17 protein-coding genes are annotated in these 17,737 nt (G+C 57.2%); 5 read left to right on the top strand and 12 right to left on the bottom strand.

Annotated elements, in window-relative coordinates; all coding sequences use genetic code 11:
- From F6X61_RS03595 to F6X61_RS03565, 7 genes are all read right to left on the bottom strand, one after another.
- Nucleotides 1-216 (bottom strand): DnaB-like helicase N-terminal domain-containing protein (locus F6X61_RS03595; RefSeq protein WP_306108963.1); only part of this gene is annotated, 216 nt, incomplete at its 3' end.
- Between the two features lie 211 nt (nucleotides 217-427).
- Nucleotides 428-847: a PH domain-containing protein gene (locus F6X61_RS03590; RefSeq protein ID WP_153785432.1), complete on the bottom strand. Its 420-nt coding sequence runs from the start codon at nucleotides 845-847 to the stop codon at nucleotides 428-430.
- Nucleotides 848-895: 48 nt separating this feature from the next.
- Complete coding sequence (locus F6X61_RS03585) at nucleotides 896-3,619, bottom strand: hypothetical protein (protein WP_153785431.1); 2,724 nt, start codon at nucleotides 3,617-3,619, stop codon at nucleotides 896-898.
- Nucleotides 3,616-5,073, bottom strand: coding sequence for a hypothetical protein (locus F6X61_RS03580; RefSeq protein ID WP_153785430.1), 1,458 nt, complete (start codon nucleotides 5,071-5,073; stop codon nucleotides 3,616-3,618). Before F6X61_RS03580 ends, F6X61_RS03585 begins: the two co-directional genes overlap by 4 nt.
- 1 nt (nucleotide 5,074) lies before the next feature.
- Nucleotides 5,075-5,575 carry a lytic transglycosylase domain-containing protein gene (locus tag F6X61_RS03575; RefSeq protein ID WP_153785429.1) on the bottom strand — a complete coding sequence of 167 codons (501 nt, stop codon included), beginning with the start codon at nucleotides 5,573-5,575 and terminating at the stop codon, nucleotides 5,075-5,077.
- A gap of 4 nt (nucleotides 5,576-5,579) precedes the next feature.
- Nucleotides 5,580-6,545: a hypothetical protein gene (locus tag F6X61_RS03570; RefSeq protein ID WP_153785428.1), complete on the bottom strand. Its 966-nt coding sequence runs from the start codon at nucleotides 6,543-6,545 to the stop codon at nucleotides 5,580-5,582.
- Nucleotides 6,546-6,557: 12 nt separating this feature from the next.
- Nucleotides 6,558-7,175, bottom strand: a complete 618-nt coding sequence (locus F6X61_RS03565) for a hypothetical protein (protein WP_153785427.1) — start codon at nucleotides 7,173-7,175, stop codon at nucleotides 6,558-6,560.
- A gap of 108 nt (nucleotides 7,176-7,283) precedes the next feature.
- On the opposite strand from F6X61_RS03565, the gene F6X61_RS03560 reads away from it, so the two are divergent.
- Entirely contained in the window at nucleotides 7,284-8,252 is a 969-nt protein-coding gene (locus F6X61_RS03560; RefSeq protein WP_153785426.1) for a hypothetical protein, read from the top strand.
- Between the two features lie 559 nt (nucleotides 8,253-8,811).
- Here F6X61_RS03560 and F6X61_RS03555 read toward each other — a convergent pair.
- A complete protein-coding gene (locus F6X61_RS03555) occupies nucleotides 8,812-10,326 on the bottom strand; it encodes a DNA primase (RefSeq protein ID WP_153785425.1) in 1,515 nt (504 codons plus the stop codon).
- A gap of 142 nt (nucleotides 10,327-10,468) precedes the next feature.
- On the opposite strand from F6X61_RS03555, the gene F6X61_RS03550 reads away from it, so the two are divergent.
- From F6X61_RS03550 to F6X61_RS03540, 3 genes are all read left to right on the top strand, one after another.
- Complete coding sequence (locus F6X61_RS03550) at nucleotides 10,469-11,053, top strand: hypothetical protein (protein WP_153785424.1); 585 nt, start codon at nucleotides 10,469-10,471, stop codon at nucleotides 11,051-11,053.
- 346 nt (nucleotides 11,054-11,399) lie between these two features.
- Nucleotides 11,400-11,726: a hypothetical protein gene (locus F6X61_RS03545; protein WP_153785423.1), complete on the top strand. Its 327-nt coding sequence runs from the start codon at nucleotides 11,400-11,402 to the stop codon at nucleotides 11,724-11,726.
- Between the two features lie 979 nt (nucleotides 11,727-12,705).
- Nucleotides 12,706-13,758, top strand: a complete 1,053-nt coding sequence (locus tag F6X61_RS03540) for a tyrosine-type recombinase/integrase (protein ID WP_153785422.1) — start codon at nucleotides 12,706-12,708, stop codon at nucleotides 13,756-13,758.
- A gap of 26 nt (nucleotides 13,759-13,784) precedes the next feature.
- Here the strand turns inward: F6X61_RS03540 and F6X61_RS03535 are convergent, their stop codons facing one another.
- Both F6X61_RS03535 and F6X61_RS03530 read right to left on the bottom strand, forming a co-directional pair.
- Nucleotides 13,785-14,018, bottom strand: a complete 234-nt coding sequence (locus tag F6X61_RS03535; RefSeq protein WP_153785421.1) for a hypothetical protein — start codon at nucleotides 14,016-14,018, stop codon at nucleotides 13,785-13,787.
- A 44-nt stretch (nucleotides 14,019-14,062) separates the two neighbouring features.
- Nucleotides 14,063-14,845 (bottom strand): hypothetical protein, encoded by a 783-nt coding sequence (locus tag F6X61_RS03530; RefSeq protein ID WP_153785420.1) that lies wholly within the window; start codon nucleotides 14,843-14,845, stop codon nucleotides 14,063-14,065.
- Between the two features lie 207 nt (nucleotides 14,846-15,052).
- Here F6X61_RS03530 and F6X61_RS03525 point away from each other — a divergent pair, with 207 nt between their 5' ends.
- Nucleotides 15,053-15,742 carry an Abi family protein gene (locus F6X61_RS03525; protein ID WP_256671277.1) on the top strand — a complete coding sequence of 230 codons (690 nt, stop codon included), beginning with the start codon at nucleotides 15,053-15,055 and terminating at the stop codon, nucleotides 15,740-15,742.
- 163 nt (nucleotides 15,743-15,905) lie between these two features.
- Here the strand turns inward: F6X61_RS03525 and F6X61_RS03520 are convergent, their stop codons facing one another.
- A complete protein-coding gene (locus F6X61_RS03520) occupies nucleotides 15,906-16,928 on the bottom strand; it encodes a hypothetical protein (RefSeq protein ID WP_153785419.1) in 1,023 nt (340 codons plus the stop codon).
- Between the two features lie 160 nt (nucleotides 16,929-17,088).
- Complete coding sequence (locus F6X61_RS03515) at nucleotides 17,089-17,328, bottom strand: hypothetical protein (protein ID WP_153785418.1); 240 nt, start codon at nucleotides 17,326-17,328, stop codon at nucleotides 17,089-17,091.
- Nucleotides 17,329-17,737 lie beyond the last annotated feature (409 nt).

The following is a 17,737-nucleotide window of genomic DNA, read 5'->3' as shown; positions in this document are numbered from 1 at the left end:
GTTGGCGTCGACCAGCTTGTGGATGGCGCGGAAGATCAGGCGGTGGTCATGCCGATAGAAATCGCCATCCGACACCTGGTCCAGCACCTTCTCCCAGGCGTTGTTGTCCAGCATCAGGCCACCGAGCACAGCCTGTTCGGCCTCGATGGAGTGCGGCGGCACCTTAAGGGCAGCCGTCTGGAGGTCCATCTGGTCGGGTGCGATGATATCGTTCATGGTTATCTGTCAGTCTGCTCGGGGCCGATGAGCCCCGTCCGTAATGTGAGGAGATAGACGATAGTTCCGTTTAACAGAACTGTCAATGAGATGCACTCTGCTGGTAGGACCGGCCTTTGAACTCACAGCAAAATCGCGTTGGCGCCGATCGGCGGAGTGCGACGCGGGTTAGAGGACCACACTTGACGTTCTGCAGGTCGGTTGAGGGGCCTTACTGTACCTGTGAGCGGCAGTTGTTGAGGTGCGCTGCAAGGGCTCGATGATCGGCGATGGGAGGGGTCAAATAACGATTCGATCCGCGTGTAGTGATGCCAATCACCCCATAGCCCAGCAGGCGACCGAGAACGCTTTGATAGCAGTCAAAGGTGGCCACCTCCTCGTGGCGGATTTCCACACTACTGCGGCTAAAGAGCCCAGAGGAAATCACGATGCGCTGGCTGTCTAGCGAAATTCTCGCTGTGGCGAGTTGAATGCCTCCCCTGATGAGCGCTGGCGTCCCTGCAAGAAGGCAGATCGAACCGGCGAGAGTGTTGGCTGTGGAGGCATAAACCGCAATGGCAACCACTATGCAGAACGCCCCAGGCAGCATCACGGCCCAGTGAGGGCAAGCGCAGGCAGTATTAGGTTTCACAGTCTGGTACTCCTATGGCCGCGCCTGAGGCGCGGCGTGCTGAGGTTGTTACCGCAGGGGCTGCAGCAGGGAGCGAATGAAGCCGAGGTCCGGTACCTTGGCGTTAGCCATATCGGTAGTCGGATACTGCATCTGGCTCGCTAGCTGCGCTATGCCTTCGTCGACGCTCAATTCGGCAAGCCCTAGGTCACCACCGTTGAAGTGCGCCTCGATGTTGATCATGTCGTTACGAGTTGCGCTGTAGTCCACAACGTCAACCATCCACGGCATGAATGGAAGGTTTTGCTCAACAGCAAGGGCGAGGTGCGACTTGTCATCGCGCGAAGCGAAGTCGGGCTCAAGCTCCACCAGATCTTCGTCGAGGTAAGCGCTTGCATCGTGGTGGTGCTGAGGCACCGCGAGGTCGGCGAATGGCACGAAGTTATGGCTACTTTCCTGCAGGTCGTCGTTGCCGGTGAGGAATTCATGGATGGTGCTTTCCGTATCCACGACTTGAGCGCGGACACTCAGGCCACCGCTGCCAGCCGCGCCACCGCCGGCAGAGCTATCGTCATCTTGCGGCGCGAAGTCCATCCCGATGGTGCTGGACAGGAAGTCACCGATGCCAGACTGTTCGGCAGCCTCTTGGATAAGGCGCTCTGGGCCTTTGCGATCCCGCGCCAGTCGCGCGAAAAGATCTACCACCTGCTGAGGCGTGTCTGTCTTCGCTTGTTGGATCGTTTGAAGGACGCCAGTCAGGCCATCAACTGGCTCATCTACATCAGCGAGGATCGAGCCAACTGCAGCCACTTCAGTTGCAGCAGTTTCCTTGGCGAAAGCGAGCAGCTTGGGATCCGAGTTGGCGGCTACCCGAGCGTTGATGCGCTGGATGGCCATCATGGAGCTGAAGTAGATTTTCATCTCGCGCAGCAGCGCTTTCGAGTCATCTTGTAACAACACGGAAAGCTCGACCCACTCAGGCAGAGGCTGAATTGGAATCAGCTGCGCGAATTCTTCCGGACGAGGTACATGGACTTTAGCCATTCGCACGGGCCACCAATGGGTCAGGTAGCACATCAGTGGATTGTCGTCGTCTTCTTGGATGCCGTGGTTGAAGACCTGCACCTCGTGAATGAGCCCTTTATACATCAGGAACGCTTGTCCCATTTCCTGGGCGCGGATCGCCGTTGCGCTCAGCCGGTACCGCTTGTCGAGCGAGACGTTGTCTGAGGCATAAAGCTGGCGAAGAGACCCTTCATTCCGGTACCCATTGCGCACCAGGACGTTTGCCTCACCCGAGAGTTCGCATGCCAATTTAGTTGTGTCATCGTCGTCTAGGTACATGAACCGTTTGAGGGCCGAGTTCGCAAAGATTTGCTTAGTCGTTTTCTCAATGCTGAGCAGCATGCCTGGCGCATCCTGGGTGCCAGTAGAAATCGAAAAGCCAAGGCCCCTTGCTTGGGCGTTCATCATTTCCTGGCCTTCGACCATCATGTACGCATTTTCGTCGTTTTGAATGCCGTACGGAACATCCGAGTTGGTTGGCAGGTTGTGAACTACCTGCTCAGCGCTACCTTCGAAAACGGTACCCAAACCGACAACCATGCCGTTACGAATGGCAGTAAGAACAATCTTGCCCAAGTTTGCAAGTTCATCGCCGGACTTTGACAAAGAGGGAAGAAGCGTCATTAGAACGCGGCCATTAAGGACCGCATCCTGATAGTCAATTTCGCCTTGCCCGGTAAGATAGATATGTCCGTAGGTGTCCGAGAGCGAGGCAAGCGCTCGGGTAAAGTAAGCTTGTGCGAAACCAAACTGCCGCATTACTTCGTCTGGCTGTTGATTAATTGGCTTAGCTTCGTCATACCCTGATAGCGATACCAGATAACTAACAAGCGCATCCCGAGAAGATTTGCTTAGAAAGTTGTTGTGGCAGAGCGCAACAAAATCATTGAAACCCATGTATTTACGGATGACGCCAGGGTCAATTCGTATAATGCCCAGGTTCCTGAGGTCGTTGAGACCTGGCATGATCGCGGCGAGGAGGGCGATTGCTCGCTCCGAGAAGAGCTTGTTGTCACCATTACTCGACGGGATCAGAGATGCAACCAACTGAGTGTTAGTGTCAGCTGTTCCGCGGGCAAAAATACCGGAATCGTTAGAAGTTCGAGAGGCCGGATCCATCGATGCTGGATTAAGGCTGGTAATATAGTTGGTCACACGAAAATCTAGATCGCGACCAAATATTCGACAAATCGTAGCGAACTGGAACATTGCCTTTGGTGCTGCTTTCGCATCGTTGAATGCGACAGCGCTACCAACTGACAGGAAACAACATGCATCGGATACAAGGTTTTCTGTCTTCCCGGCTCCGGTGGTTCCCATCGTAAGTAAATGTTGCGTTAATGCTTTTAGGCTAAGCCAAAATTCACGCCCAGTTCGACGGCAAACACCCATGTAAAAGGCGCCGCGCGCCATGAAATGCCCACGATTTAAACCCGGCTTTGGATCGTTGAGATCGGGCTTGTCGGCACCTAGCGGTAGATTGATCGGGAGTGTGTCAGGTTGCGATATGACGGCATGCCGAAGAACAATAAATATTCCTGACACAAACACGAACCATGCAGGCGCTATCAGTAAGAGGATTCCACCTACTACCGAAAACACCAGCGGTATCATGGGGTGCTGGAGTTTGTCCCAGAGCTTTTTATATATTGACCTATGATCGATAATAAACTGATCTTGGCTGATCTCCTGAGACTTCTGAATGGTGCCGCTTCTATTCTCACTCATGGCGTATCACTCCCGCCGTCGCCCCGCTTGTGCTTATCTTCCACTCGTTGCGGAACTGGTTGGGATTTGCTGGTGGTGAATGCACTTTTACCGTTAGCGCCCGTGGCCTGCTGCGCCTGTCCGGATTGCTTTGCCTGCTCGACGATCTGGTTGGCTTTCTCAACTTCGCGACGTTGAGCCTCCTGACTGTATTTCCCTGGCTCAATCCAGTGCTCGCGGGACATTTGATCATGGAGCGCAAAAACCGCTGAGAACACATAGGGCTTCAATTGGCGCTTGCCAAGTTCGCATTCGATTTGATAGTGAGCCCATAGCCCAGCGTTTTCCCAAAAGCTGCACTGGCCACCGTCAGAGTTGAGATGGAAGAACAGGTCTCTATTCACTGGTCGAAGCCACAGGAATGTAGAGGAGAAAATTCGGCCATTTGCTCGAGCTGCGCTCAGAACTCCAAATAACACGTTGTATCTATGCGCATGCCTGTTCAGAACTTCCTGAATTCGCCTATGCGACTCATGCTTAGCAATCAACTCGTCGGCGCCAGTTATATCGCAATGATGTGGGGTTACAACGTTCCAATTTTTGTCATATGTAGCTTCTACCCATGAGAATGCCATCTGATTCATCAGCTGGTGCGCGGCACCCGCGTCACCTGCAGCCTGAGCACAGAAAGCGGCATAAAGCCCTCGCTCCATTGGCGGCAATGAGGCGGAGCCATTCCACACCGGACCAAGTTGCTTGGCGAAAACCTCATTCGCACGTGCGAGGTTAAGAGCGGTGTAGCGGTAGTGCGGCAGCGCCTTTCGCTTGTCGACAAACTCCAAAAGTTTCTCATCTTTATTGAATGCGGGAATTGGAATCATACGCTTCTCGTCGACCGGAGCACGACCATCAATGACGCCTTTCTCGTCGCCCTTGTGTGTCCAGAGGAGTTGATTGTCCAGCGCAAAGTCGATCGGCATAGCGTAGGTTCGCCATGGTCCATCATATAAATGGTGCTTTAGCAAGTTCTTGCCGCGGATGATTTTACTTGCCGGAAAGTGATTGGCCTGAATGTCGATGAGGTCATAGACATTCTTGATTTTTCTTCTATACCTATATCGGACGACGCCTTTCTTCGTCTCCCATGCCTTATAAATCATCCAAATAATTATAGGCCAGCGGAGCACAGTTCCGTGGATGACAAAAAGCTTATACAAAGCTTGGATTCCGTAATTGCTTGGATCCATGCCCGCCATGCTCTTTGCTGATGCTATCATTTCTGCATATGCTGCACTTGACATTAGAAATGGAAGGTATGCATAGACGTACTTGATAACGTAAAAGCTCGTGATAAAGCTAAGCCACATTATTTGCGGTCGGAGCAAGAACCATACGCCAAATATAACCGCAGCTGAAACCGTGACGATCAAGCCGATTTCGTGTATTTCGGAGTTTCCTTTAGCGTCTTCAGCCATGTCACTCACCTCTGTACATCAAGGCGAATGCCTTGCGCAGCTTGTCTGCGTAAATTTGGTTATATTTTGGTGTGGCTGAGTGATACCTGGCTATCGCACGCAGGTAGTCGTCTTCAGACTTGATTCCGGCTTGAATAGCTGGCGTCACTACTCTGTTCAAATGCCAGGCCGCAGCCTCGGCATTCGCACAGCCATTATTTCTCAGGACAGTCTCGCTTAAACCCATCGCGGCAAAAGTTCCAGTGTGCATCGAATTGATCTGGAACAAACCAATATCATACGTTCCATTGGAATTTGCCCTGCTATCGCGCCCAGCTGTTCCGCCTTCGACAATGAGAATTGCGAAGAGGATGTCAGGGTGAACCTGGTGTCGCTTGGCTATCGTCACGATGCAGCCAGGCGTCAGTGGGCTAACCGCCGTGGTACGAGCACCTGAGGCTGGCGCCGCGCTGAGGCAGAACAATAGCGTCAGGGCGACGCCAAGCAGTTTGGATGGGCTCATGGCTTCAGGACTGGCTGGGGCCTTGCTGGGCCGACGCCGAGGCGCCTTGCCGCTCGCGGGTGGGGTTCAGGGTGCGGAATGCGTTCTCGACGGAGATTTCAATTCCTTGGTAGGCCTGCTCGAAACTTTCGACGATGCGATCCAGTGGGTAGCCGGTCAGCGCAGTCCTCTGGCGTTCTTCTTCAGGCATCGCGCGCATGTCGTTGATTGTGTCCTGGATGCTGGCCGACCACTGTTTTGCCAGCATGGCTCCTGCCTGGCTTAGTAGCGCAGTCCCCATAAGTGCCTGCTCGTTCTCGGTGAGCCCGAATCGAGCAGTCAGATTGCTCAGAGTTCTGTCCACCACCCTGTCGCTCAGATGCGCGCTCACCTCGCTGGCAATGACCCTGGGATTGGTGTGGAAGTAGTTGAAACATTGGTACTCGGCCATAACTGCGCAGGTGGCGAGCATCAGCGCGTTCGTGAGCTCGGAGTGAGGGCTTGACATCTTGGGCTGTACCGCGGCGATTCCATTCGTTTTTTCGATGGTTGCCAGGAGGGGTTGCAGGTAGTCCAGAGAGGGTTTTTCCAGCAGTGCTGTGTTGCCGTTTTCGAGCGAGTGGGTGATGAGATCGACAATCTGCCCGACGACCGTCGCGGATAGCCATGCCGGAGCCTCTCCTGGCTTGAGCTGATAGGCTGCAATCACGTGAGAGGCGTCAGCCTGAGCGCGCTGCAGTACCTTCGTCATCATCGACGTGGAGTACTCAGGTGTTGCGCCCTGGGCGCTGAGCGTTGAAAGGATGGGGCCGATGATGCTGATGCTGTTCGCTGCCGTCTTTACAGCGACGTCGACAGCGTCCTGCCTTTCCAGTGCCCTGCTAGCGTTGGCAAAAGCGCTGGCGAAGACATCATCCGTGCCGTTGTCACCATGGAGAAAACTCTCCATATCCTCGTCCGACATCGGGGAGGAGTTCGTAGGATCTTGCATCTTCGGGTCTCTTTACGTGGGGGAAAACGACACTGGCCGGCTTCGTACGGCCGGCTGCTGTTCTTCTGGAGAGAGTCGGTGGGCTGGGCTCATCAGCTGCTCGAGGTCTTGCAGAGTGGTCAGGCGAGGGAATGTCAGCGCGGTGGTTACGCGGTTGCCAAGGTTCTCGGCTGCATCGGTCCAATGCTGCAAATCTGCCAAGTACTCCTCGACGGGAATCACTTTTTCGTGGAAGGGGAGGTTTGCCCACTGGCTCGGGGCAAACCCGTAGGAGCGAACGCCCAGGCTCACGCAATGCTCCAAGGCCGAGTCCATCAGCAGGACCGCCTTGAACATGGAGACCGAGCCAGGCTTCAACTCCAGGTTCATGTTGAACGGAGCCGATTGGTCTTCAACCACAGTAAACGGCAGCGGATTGGTGCCAAAACTTGCAATCGCGCTGGTCTGGCTCAGCGCTACGGCGTGTATGCACATAGCCCAGAGCAGTGGCCCGGCGGGATCGAGTGCTGCGTCCGTATCCAGGATCTCGTTCTCTATTGCAAATGCCTCCGCGCCGAACTCTTTGGCTCGGGCAACGAGCAGCTCTGAGAGCAGCTCCATCGTGCCGGGAGGGTATGATTTCATCGTCATACGGTGTGCCTAGTTAGCTGCGTATAGTGATACTGTACGTGATTACTGTAGTTCTGTTAAGCAACCCCGGACGCCCGCGGTTAAACGATCCCTCGTGAGGAGTACCAAGTGAACAACGCAACCATGCGACAACACGTCGGCGTGCTCCTTGAGCATGGTCAGGCCCCCTACAAGCATGAGCCCAACGGCAAACAAAGTTATTTTGTCCGGCTGCGGGCAGAAGGCGGTGCGACAGAGACCATCTGGGGGGTTGACCTGGAGCGTGCGATCGCTGAGAGCGGAAAATCAGTGGGGGAGGGGGTTTGCCTCACATACTTGGGCAGCAGGATGGTGAAGGTCGAGGCGATCAAGAGGGACGAGGCCGGCAACTCCATCGGGGTTCAAGAAATTGACACGGAGCGCAACGAGTGGAAGGTGGATGCTTGGTCTCCTGCATCCCACCTAGCATCCGGCCAGATGATAGGAGGCGCGCCAGCGGGAGGGCTTCGGCAAGCCCCCGTGTTTCCCTCCTGGCGATCGCTTTTGGGCGGGAGCCTTACCGGCAATTTGCTGGGTTCTGGAGGAGTTTCGCGCCTACACGATTCGGTCAGGTCCCATGCAGGGACGATTGCTGGCGCGCTGTCCGAGCATCGCAGCGCACAGGCCATTCGGACTTTCCAAGCGCTACTAGATGACGCTGAGAAATGCATTGCAGCAACACGGTATGGCGATATTCATCATGCTCAAAGCGCTGAGCATGCTGCGCTTTACGCTGCCGAGCATGCAGCGTCCCCTTTAGGAGAGAGTGATGGAAAGATAATTCGCGAGCGGGTGCAGAAGCTTATCGACTTCACCAGTCGAGCGATGTCGAGTGACTCGAAGGCAGGCTTTACTAAGGAGCAACTAGCGAATGATATAGTGCGCCCTCTAAGGGAGTTTAAAGAGAGTCATGAGCACGCGCTTAAGGCGATTGGCGGCCAGGAGCATAATCTTTACCAGATTATTGAAAGCGCGCTGAGGAACTTATTAGATTTCATTAGGTCTCTATTCCGCAAACCTGATACTGTTCAGGTCCAGACAAAAGGCCCAAGTAACTAACTTAGCCCAAAGGGATTTGACAATGAGGTCACTCCGCAATGCTGCTCTGCCAATGGCCTTGGTCGCCATTGTTCTTCTTAGCGGTTGTTCATCGTCAAAGCCATGGGAACGAGTTTATGCACCGGCTCGAGGCGTCGACACTTTCGATTTCACTGGCGAAACCACAAAGCAGGCTTATGAATTTTGCGCAAGCAAGTTGGCCAGCCGCGTCAAGTCGACGAGTGCTGATTTCGTTGAGTGCCAGGAGCGCACCACGGCTTACCTGAATGACCGTATCCGCCAGTTGAGCGCTGGAGAAGGCCAACGTCTTGCCTTCCCGACATTTGCGGCTGAACTCATGGCTTCAGCTTATGGCGTAATGCCGGAGGAAGTCAGGCTATCCAATCTGCGACGTGCTGGGGGGGAGTTTTACGCCCAGGCGGGCCACCCAGGAAAGCCTGGGTGTGGATTGCGAGCGAAACCAGTTGCTGTGACCACTGATACACCTGCGGGCTGGTATCTTGTTGCGGTGAAGTGCCGGCAAGCATAGCCCCAGGTCCTGCCATCAAGAGAGAAGCAGTCAGTACCCGAGCGCCGCCTTGATTGTTTGTCGCGCGTTTTGGCTGTCTGGGTTCGCATGAAGAGCCTCAGCGCCTTGCTGGATGATGGCGCGCCTCATCCAACTGTCCCAGTTCGCCCGCAACTCCTTGATCTCGGTTGGTGATAATGGTCCGTGCGCGGCAGCGTACTCGTAGAGGGCGCCTGTAGGGGTTCCTTTCTCGAGGATGGTTTTGGCGATTGTGACAAGTTCGGGAATGCCCAGGGTCTTCACAGCAATGCCTGCCAACTTTTGTGCAATCGCGCCCTGCAGCTGACTGTCGTGAATAACCCAGCGGGCAGCCAGGGCAGTGTTCAAATCCCAGGTTGGCGCAGCCTGCGAATTGGTCAAAATAGACTGGATGCGCACCTCAAGGAGCTCGCGATCAGCGCCTGGCGCTTGTTGGGCATGCTTCAGCTCGACGTACTTTTCGTAACGGTCGAACGGCAGCTCTCGAAGCTCGGCAGGAGGAGGGAGCGTTATTACAGTCGACTCAGGCCTAGCTGTGGGTGCGAAGCGCCACGCTTGGATCAGTAGCTGAGCATATAGAAGGGGGCCCGCCTGGTCCGTGAACGCCCTCAGGTTGGCCAGGTAGGCGGCTTGATCCTCTAGTGAAGGAGCGCCGTCCTTGCCCATAAAGCGTGGCCACATCAGGCCCCTGGTACACGTTTTGTGAATGAATTCTACAAGGCCCTGCGCTCCGCCCTTCAGGGTGGTGAACTGATCGACGCCGAACTGCCGGATGAAGGAATCGGGGTCGTGGTCGTCAGGCAACAGCAGAAACCTGAACTCAAGGCCATCGCCGTGACCGGCGACGTGATGCTGCATCACCGTTTCTAGGGTACGCGCGGCCGCCCTTTGGCCTGCCGCGTCTCCATCGAAGCAGAAGACAACACGCTCTACTCCTAAGTCCGTGATCTTTTTGAGTTGCTGGGGGGTGAGGGCGGTCCCCATAGGCGCCAAGCCAGTTCGGACGCCGGCGCCGTGCATTGCGATCACGTCTAGATAGCCCTCGACAATCACTGCCTCCCTGGAGGTCGCAATCTCCCTTTGGTTCTCAAACAGGCCGTACAGCAGCTCCCCCTTCTTGAATAAAGGCGTCTCGCTCGTGTTGAGGTACTTCGGCGAGCCCTCCTGGGCCTCGAGCTGGCGCCCGCCAAAGCCCACCACATCGCCGTCCAGGTTCTTGATGGGGAAGATGAGTCGACCGCGGAAGATGTCGAATGAACCTTTCGTTTCGCGCTGCTTCAGCAGTCCGGCCTCGTGAGCAGCGTCCTTCATGGATACATGGCTGTAGTGCTTGACCAAGCCATCCCATGCGTCAGGGGCGTAACCGATTTGGAAATTGAAAATATCCTTTTTACTGAGCCCGCGCTTCTGAACGTAGGCCTGAGCAGCCGGATCCTTGAGGTTGTTCTGGAAGTAGATCCGCGCGACCTGCATTGCAGTCACCAGCCTCGTACGCTGCTCATCGGTAATCGAAGGGGTGTCTGACATTGCAGCCTCGGGTGTGGCGTTATAGGATCAATAGCGACGTATAATGATACTGCACGACGTTAAAGTAAACGCGATAAATCTCAGGAGGCCTTGGATCGTACGATCCAAGGCGAGGTCGGCGGCAAAGTAAATGGAGCCTTTAATGGTCCGAGATCCTGAAAGTCTTTACGACTTCAAATTTTCAGAACAGGCGCGGCAAAGCTTTGAGCAGATGGGCTTGACGCAACTGTCATCCAACCTGCAAATACAAGGTTTTGGCAGCATCAAGCGATCGCTGGCAATAAAGGTTGTGTACGAAAAATATCTGACTGATGCGGATGTCATCAAAGGTGGTCACATCCAACGATACGCCAATGAGCTGCGTGATTCTCGCTTGGATGATGCTGGCCGGGAGTTTCTCGAAAAGCTGCTAGATGCGCGGTCGGAAGGTACTTGGCGCTGGGAAATGATGAAGCTCGAGCAGAATCTGCCTTCGCGAGAAGATTATATTCAGCTGCGCCACAACTCCGAACTCTGGACTGACCACGAAACCCATTACTCGACCTGGCCGGCGCGCTTCGACGACCGCGCGAAGGAGAGTGTTCAGCAATCGCTACGGCAACGCTCTGATGGGTTGTCTAACATGTTGGCCCAGGGGATGGGGGCGCTGAAGGGGGCTCTAGAAAGAAGGGCGGCTGCATCGACGGTGCAATATTCAGCAACGCCGAAAGGTCCCACACTTAGCTGAAACCGACTTATCTCCAAAGTGTTTGGCTAATGGCTGATCCCATAGCGTGTGCAACGCTATTGCGCGTTGTATCAACGATTACGTCACCCGATAGCCGAACGCCATCCTGGTCTCTGCCAGAGTGATTTAGAGTGGCGTACAAATGCCCTATCTGCGGCATTTCAGTGCCACTGATATGCCTCGAATTACAGCCTGGCCTAAGCCGCGCTCTCCGAGATCAACCGGTGATCCCGCATAAAATTGTAACGAGGCTTGCAATTTTCGATTTGCCATGGGTCGATTTCAGCGCTTATGATGCGCCTCCAAGGCTGGCGCAGGGCTGGCCTATCACCAAGAGGTATTGCCCATGGGCAGACTGATTGACAAGGCTGAAGACGTCGCTGGCGTGCTTTTGCACAGCCACTCGGACCGAGTTGCTGTAACCGTGGATCGCGTAGCGCGATCGCTCAAAAGGAAGGTCGACGCTGACGTTCTCGCGCTGCAGATGAACAAGAACCTGGAGCGCAACCTTCCCGACGAACCGATGAGGTTCACCGGCGCGGACATGAAAAAGTTCGCTCTGTTGTCGCGGGCTTGCAAGTCGCGGCCGGGCTTGACCAAAGAGCAGGCCGGCGAACTGCAGCGCAACCAGGCGGAGGCGGACGCGGAGCTGGGCGACGGCGTGCCGGAGTGAGGCGGCGCAGAAGAAGACCGGGCATCTGACCCGGTCTTTTTTTGCCTGGCGATTGGCTCCAGGCGCACGCGTCCAGCCAGGCCGCCGCGCGCCGACCAGCCCTCAGCGACATGCATGGGAATGACCGACCGTCAGCTCGCAACGCGCCACCGTCAAGCAGGTGTAAACTAGCAGTACATGGGCTGTATCGTCAGCAGATCGGCGACACAGGGCCAACGGTCCGTTTCCCGATCAAAACCCCAACCCGCGCCCTCGCGCGAGTTTTTGAGTGGTAATTGGTGCCGGAAACCTGTATTTCCAGAAGACATGACCATTTGCAGCAAATGCGGTAGGATGGACGGGCGCGACCATGCCGATTTTCGGGGTATTTATGAGCAGTCCTCACCCAGATCGACATGAACATGAGCGCGCCACATGAGGCGTCGCTACGACGATTCTGCAGCGTTTCGAGGGTATAACCCCTGCAGATTTCACGTACGTGCGCGTTGAGTATGGCCGATTTCGCGCCGTCACTGCGCCTGACCGACCAACGGTCCGGACGCGACCGGCGCGCTGGCGCAGCACGCGGCTGGATCGACAGCGGTCAGCGCCGGGGGCCAAGTTCGAGGCGTCGAATTAGGACGGGACGTGGATCACCCCATCGGTGCCGAAGCCCGCCGAATGACGGTCAAACTTACTTTTTTTAAGGGATTATTTTTTTATGGGTGACCTGGTCGGTTTTTCTTTTTTTCCGGTGCGACTACGGGGCCGACCGCTCCAGGGGCTTCAGCGCCAGTGGGCCTCGCCGCCGAGGCCCACAGTGCGAGGCAGTGAAGCCCTCTATATTAGGTGTGCTCATCACGCGACTACTCGTGATGAGATTTATTCACTAAGCGCTGCTACGCGCAATGTGCTGCATTGCGATGGTCTAGGCCCTGCACATTTCGCGTACGCGCACGGTTTAACCCTGGCAATTTTGCCCTGCTGTTGAGGTACACCGATGAGCGGATCCGGCGAACTGATACCGGCCAATTCTGCCGGCGCCCAGAGTCAGCTGATAAGGCCGACGGCCGACAGCTACACGCACAGCATGGACCAGGTGCTGCGCGCCTTTCTCGCTCCGCTGGCTGTGAGCAGTCAAGAAAAAGTGCGCATGTGTTTGGGCCAGGCCGCCCTCGCCCTTGGCTTTGAGGACTGGCCGCTGGAGCAGGTACCGTGGGATCGGGTTGACGCTCCGGTGGTGATGGAGTTGGTGGCGCGCTGGCGTGACCAGCTGGCCAGGCCCACCCTCGCCCTTTACATCTACGCGGTGCGCGGCATGGCCCGCGCCTGCTTCCTGCACGACCTGATGAGTGCCGAGCAGTACAATAAGCTCAAGGCGGTGCCGTTACCGAATTACGGCGAGGGCGAAGGCCGCGGCCAATACGTCAAGTCGGCCTGGCTGGATGCCATGATCGCCAGCTGCAAGCGTGACGAGCGTACCACGCTCGGCCTGCGCGACCATGCCCTGCTGGCGCTGCTGTACGGTTCGGGGATTCGTCGCGCCGAGGCGGCGAGCTTGGCGCGCGAAGACCTGGACCTCGCCGGCGGGCGGTTTCGGGTGGTGGTCAAGGGCGGCAAGAAGGCGGTGCGCTTCCTCGCGCCCTGGGCGATAAAACCGATCAAAGAGTGGCTGGATGAGGTCGATCGGCAGGCCTTGGCCTCGCAGAATCAGCCCGTGGTCAGCGGTCCAGTTTCCCGGCGTCGCCGGCCGAAACCCCTGATCAGTGCCGAGGGATTAGTGCTACGCCGACTCAGCAAGGCTGGGCGTATCCTCGGCGATCTTGGGGACAAAGGCGTCTATGTGGTCTTGGAAGAGCGCTGTGAGCTCGCTGGCATTCCCTTCGTCCGACCGCACGATGCGCGGCGGACGTTCGCCACCGACTTCATCAAGCAGCACGGCGTCGCCGCGGCACAGAAGATCCTCGGGCACAAGGACGTGAGTACGACCACGCGGTACGACATGACGGGCGATGACGAGCTCGCGGCGATGGTGAGCAAGATCAAGCGCTAGGTCGTCCGGGTCTGGCGCGCTTCGGTTCAGCGCCCTCGCCTGCGCTCATTGACCAGCCTGGCACGGAGCGTCGACTGGTTGGCATTCGTCTGCGCGGTCGTCTGGGCATCGAGCAGCACTTCGTCACGCTGGATTTTCTTCGGTTTGAGCGACGATGCCAGGCCCAGACCGATGCGCCCGCCGGGGCCGGCGCAGTTCTTCTGGTAGCGGCGCAATGGCTTGGCCGCGCCGCGCATGGCCTGCTGGCGATTCTTGCTCATGGCTCACGCCGCCGCGATCGCTCCCGTCCTAGTGTGCAGGCCACTCAGTGCGGGCAATTATCCAGGTCGTGGGCGAAGTAGTAGTCAACGCTGGTGGCCATCGCGACTTGGTTAATCGCTGCCACCGCCAGGCGGTCGAGGCGCGCTGAGGCAAAGCCGCCACCCGCCCACAGGCAGGCGGTGGGCGACAGCGGTACCGCGTGCAGCTCAAAGAAATTGTCCGGTACGACGAACTCCCCCTCCTCCGCCTGCAGCACCGCCCAGGTGACGCCGCGCATCCGCCTGACGGACTCGGATAACTGCAGCCTGATCGATGGCGCAACGATTTGCCGACTGGGGATCGTGAAGTCAGGGCGAATGTAGCCGATACCCGCCGCCTCCAGCCGCTCCTGCTCATCCTGGGTGTAATTGTGGCGGAGCCCGATGATCTCGAAGGCGCTGCTGACGCTGGTGATTGACGGGTCAGCCAGCCGCTCGTGCCTTTTCCACTGCGCCCTGATATTGCACAGACCGTAGAACTCGCTGATCAGGGCGAAATGCTGCGGGCCAAGCCGAAAGGCGGGATCATCGAGCACAGCGCTGGCCAACTGTTGGAAGGCGTCCTCAATGTCCTTCATGAACCCACCTTCCGCCTGCTGATCCCAGACCCGCTGGGCGCAGAAAATCTGATTGTCCGGTTTGGCGTAAAAGAGCCTGTCTGAGGCTTTGCGCATCACCTGGACAGCCCCTTTTTCATTCACGAAACGCGCGATGCTGGCGCTGGGGAAGGTGTGTTGGTTCACCGTCAGTTCATGCGGATTGGATTTTTGAGGGGCTTCGAAGGTCAAGGGTGGCTCCGTCGATGGCAGGGTTATTCCGTTACCGCTGTTTTTTCGTACACCAGAAACGCAAAACCCACCTTTCGGTGGGCTTTGTGTGTACTGTCGTACATCCCTCGGCGAAATCAATCCTGCTATAGGTTTGACTCCTAACCAAGTGGTTAGTGGCCTGATTCTATGGCTAAATGACGCCTTCGTCAACTTCGGCTCATTTCCATGTCTTTCATGTCGCCTGATCTTGCCAAGCAGGCTGCCTTGTCCATGCCACGGATGGGCACCTACCTGGCCGCTTGCCACAACCAGCCTTCCCCGCTGAGCGCTGCCATCAACCTGTACGCCTGGAATGCTGCGATTTCAGCGGCCTTCATCCACCCCCTGCATTTCTGTGAGGTGGTGGTGCGCAATGCCGTTTCGGAAGCCTTGACCGCGACCTATGGCGCGCAATGGCCCTGGAGCCAAGGTTTCTTCTTGAGCTTGCCTGAGCAAGCAGGCCCTGTCTTCAAGCCTCGCCAAGCGCTGCTGGCGGCCCGACAAAAAGCAGAACAAAGCGCGGGTGGCAACCCACCTTCGACGGACAAGGCGATCGCCGAAATGAGTTTTGCCTTCTGGGAGTCGATGTTTACCGCGCGTTATGATCACGGGCTGTGGGACAACCACCTCAAGCGTCTGTTCCCGAACGCCCCGGCCCGCCTGCAGTATTTCGAGCTGCGCGCACAAATTCGCGCAGCACTCGAAGCCATTCGGAAGTTCCGTAACCGCATTGCCCATCATGAACCGATCTTCGCACGCCAGCTGGCGCACGACTACGCCAGGATCCAGAAAGTCGTCAGGTATCGTTGCACGCAGACGGCTAGCTGGATGGCCCAGTCTCAGACGGTCAATGTGATTCTCGCTGCCAAGCCCTGACTAGCCGTGGTTGCGCGCTCAATGGCCGGTGGCGGAGGCTCGGCGGCCGTCAGAGTTGGGCGCGGCAACATCACCGGCGCTCTGGCCGGCCAGGCGGCAGTGCTCGAAGCTGTCGTGGCCTTGCTCCCGCGCCAGCAAGGGTCGCCCAGCCGAGGTCGACAGCTTATGCCGGCGGATCCTCCGCCAGGCGCACCCCTGGTGGCAGGTCGAACGCGAAATACTCGCCGTAGAAGGTGTTCAGGTAGAGCTTGCAGACCCCCGAGATAAAGACGTGGGCTTGTTCAAGCGTCAAACGCGGGACCGGGTTCGGCCGGCCCTCTTCCTGGACGCCGTGGCGCGCGCCGATGCCGACCACCGAGTAATTGTTCGCGTTGTTGGTGAAGACCTTGCGGGCGGCGGACTTCTTCGGAAAGGGCTTGCCGTTGCGCTCGGCGTAGGTTTCCAAGGTCTCCAGCAGCTTGTAGTAGTTGCCCCAGTCTGCCGGCAGGGCCAGGAAACGCAGGATTTGCTGCACATCCTCATTCTCGGCGGCGAGTAGCACGATCGGCAGTCGGGCACCGGACAGCAGTGCTCGCTGCATGGTTTCATTCCAGAGGCGTGGAGACACCGGCAACCGCCCCAGCAAACCACAGCCCAACGGCAAGTCGCGGAGGATGACCTGCCGGCCCTTGTAGTAGACCCCAGTGATGCGCTGTTTGGGATAGTTTTGCTCGAACAGTTCTGCGGCGCTGTTGAACAGCTTGACCAGCTCATGGGCGACGCTGATGAGGTGCAGTGGGTCGCTTTGCTGGGCAAAGTAGCTGGAGTTGAAGCTGAACTCGTCGTTTGGACAATCACGCCATTCATCTACGCCGCCCCAGATGCGGAAGAAATCCGCACTGCCTGGGCGGTCACACAGTCTTCGAAGGTCCGGCGAATTGCCGGAAAGCCGGATTTCCCAGCTGGCCTGTGAAAAATTACTTTCGTAGCCCCGCCGGTAATCAGCGAAATCCTCACTGCCTGGTCGGATGTTTCTAGCCCCGAACTCCAGAGTACGCCCTTCGACCTTGTCGAGCTGGCCCAGATCAAAGAAGTGTTGCGCAAGTGCCTCAGCTTCATCCCGGCTCATTGGGGCGCCGTCGCGCTGTACGCTGTCCTCGGTTGCGGAGGTGAAGGCTGGTGCTTGGGTTGTGCTGGAGTCGGTCATGGGGTAACAGAGGGCGTACAGGAAGTGAGTGAGGTGGCTAGCTTAGCTGATATCCCCTCCTCCTACAGCCCAACAAGGCCCAAGGCTGGCCAATCCCTCTAGCGCATTGGCCCAGCATGGCCTGGACCGTGTCACGTGAAGCCCGATGTGAGTGCGGAATCTACTCGTCGGGGTGCTCGGCCTGATAGATAAGTAGCTCCACCCGCATGGCCAGCAGCGTGGCCTTTTCTTCATGCACGCGGGCCGCGTGCTGGGCGGCCTCAAACAGGCGCTCGGCCTGGTCCGGATCACCGCGAAGCGCCGCCCTATCACTGGCCTGCAGTGACATGGCCATCAACGCGGCGGCGACCTGCCACGCCTCCAGGTGCTGCTTGAGCAGGTCGGCATCAATCATGGCCATGGCGGGCACCCTCTGTCTTGGGAGCCTCTCAGTATAGACGGTGGGGTTTGCTTATTAGGTCAACCGCCGAGGGTTCCCGCGCAAGCGCCGGCCATTGAGCCATTCACCAGGCTGCGTACTGTGTACGGTGCCATCGGCATCACGGTGCCCCGCAGGAGCCTGTTGTTCACAGCATGCAGCACAGTGAAAACCCTCCGGGGCCAGGTACAGCCGCGCGCGAACGCCACAGTGTTGGCAAGCGTCTATGATCAGCATTGGCTCAGCTCCTGGCGGTGAGGAGGCCGCCACGCGCCGCGACAGCGACGGGGGGCTTTATGAGTTTGTTTCGTTTGTTTGTTGTGTTTGTTGTGTTTGTTGTGTTTGTTGTGTTTGTTGCGGCTAGTGGGCCCCAGTGGGGGTGACCGGACAC

Source organism: Pseudomonas sp. EMN2, from assembly GCF_009650555.1.
GTDB classification, from domain to species: domain Bacteria; phylum Pseudomonadota; class Gammaproteobacteria; order Pseudomonadales; family Pseudomonadaceae; genus Aquipseudomonas; species Aquipseudomonas sichuanensis.
The sequence above is the reverse complement of the archived record's forward strand: the minus strand, read 5'-3'. Positions and strand labels throughout refer to the sequence as shown.

What these genes read in the sequence shown, in the direction of transcription:
- F6X61_RS03585 (WP_153785431.1), bottom strand. Translation starts at nt 3,619, where the DNA reads ATGAGTGAGAATAGAAGCGGCACCATTCAGAAGTCTCAGGAGATCAGC.
- F6X61_RS03580 (WP_153785430.1), bottom strand. Translation starts at nt 5,073, where the DNA reads ATGGCTGAAGACGCTAAAGGAAACTCCGAAATACACGAAATCGGCTTG.
- F6X61_RS03575 (WP_153785429.1), bottom strand. Translation starts at nt 5,575, where the DNA reads ATGAGCCCATCCAAACTGCTTGGCGTCGCCCTGACGCTATTGTTCTGC.
- F6X61_RS03570 (WP_153785428.1), bottom strand. Translation starts at nt 6,545, where the DNA reads ATGCAAGATCCTACGAACTCCTCCCCGATGTCGGACGAGGATATGGAG.
- F6X61_RS03565 (WP_153785427.1), bottom strand. Translation starts at nt 7,175, where the DNA reads ATGACGATGAAATCATACCCTCCCGGCACGATGGAGCTGCTCTCAGAG.
- F6X61_RS03555 (WP_153785425.1), bottom strand. Translation starts at nt 10,326, where the DNA reads ATGTCAGACACCCCTTCGATTACCGATGAGCAGCGTACGAGGCTGGTG.
- F6X61_RS03550 (WP_153785424.1), top strand. Translation starts at nt 10,469, where the DNA reads ATGGTCCGAGATCCTGAAAGTCTTTACGACTTCAAATTTTCAGAACAG.
- F6X61_RS03545 (WP_153785423.1), top strand. Translation starts at nt 11,400, where the DNA reads ATGGGCAGACTGATTGACAAGGCTGAAGACGTCGCTGGCGTGCTTTTG.
- F6X61_RS03540 (WP_153785422.1), top strand. Translation starts at nt 12,706, where the DNA reads ATGAGCGGATCCGGCGAACTGATACCGGCCAATTCTGCCGGCGCCCAG.
- F6X61_RS03535 (WP_153785421.1), bottom strand. Translation starts at nt 14,018, where the DNA reads ATGAGCAAGAATCGCCAGCAGGCCATGCGCGGCGCGGCCAAGCCATTG.
- F6X61_RS03525 (WP_256671277.1), top strand. Translation starts at nt 15,053, where the DNA reads ATGTCTTTCATGTCGCCTGATCTTGCCAAGCAGGCTGCCTTGTCCATG.
- F6X61_RS03520 (WP_153785419.1), bottom strand. Translation starts at nt 16,928, where the DNA reads ATGACCGACTCCAGCACAACCCAAGCACCAGCCTTCACCTCCGCAACC.
- F6X61_RS03515 (WP_153785418.1), bottom strand. Translation starts at nt 17,328, where the DNA reads ATGGCCATGATTGATGCCGACCTGCTCAAGCAGCACCTGGAGGCGTGG.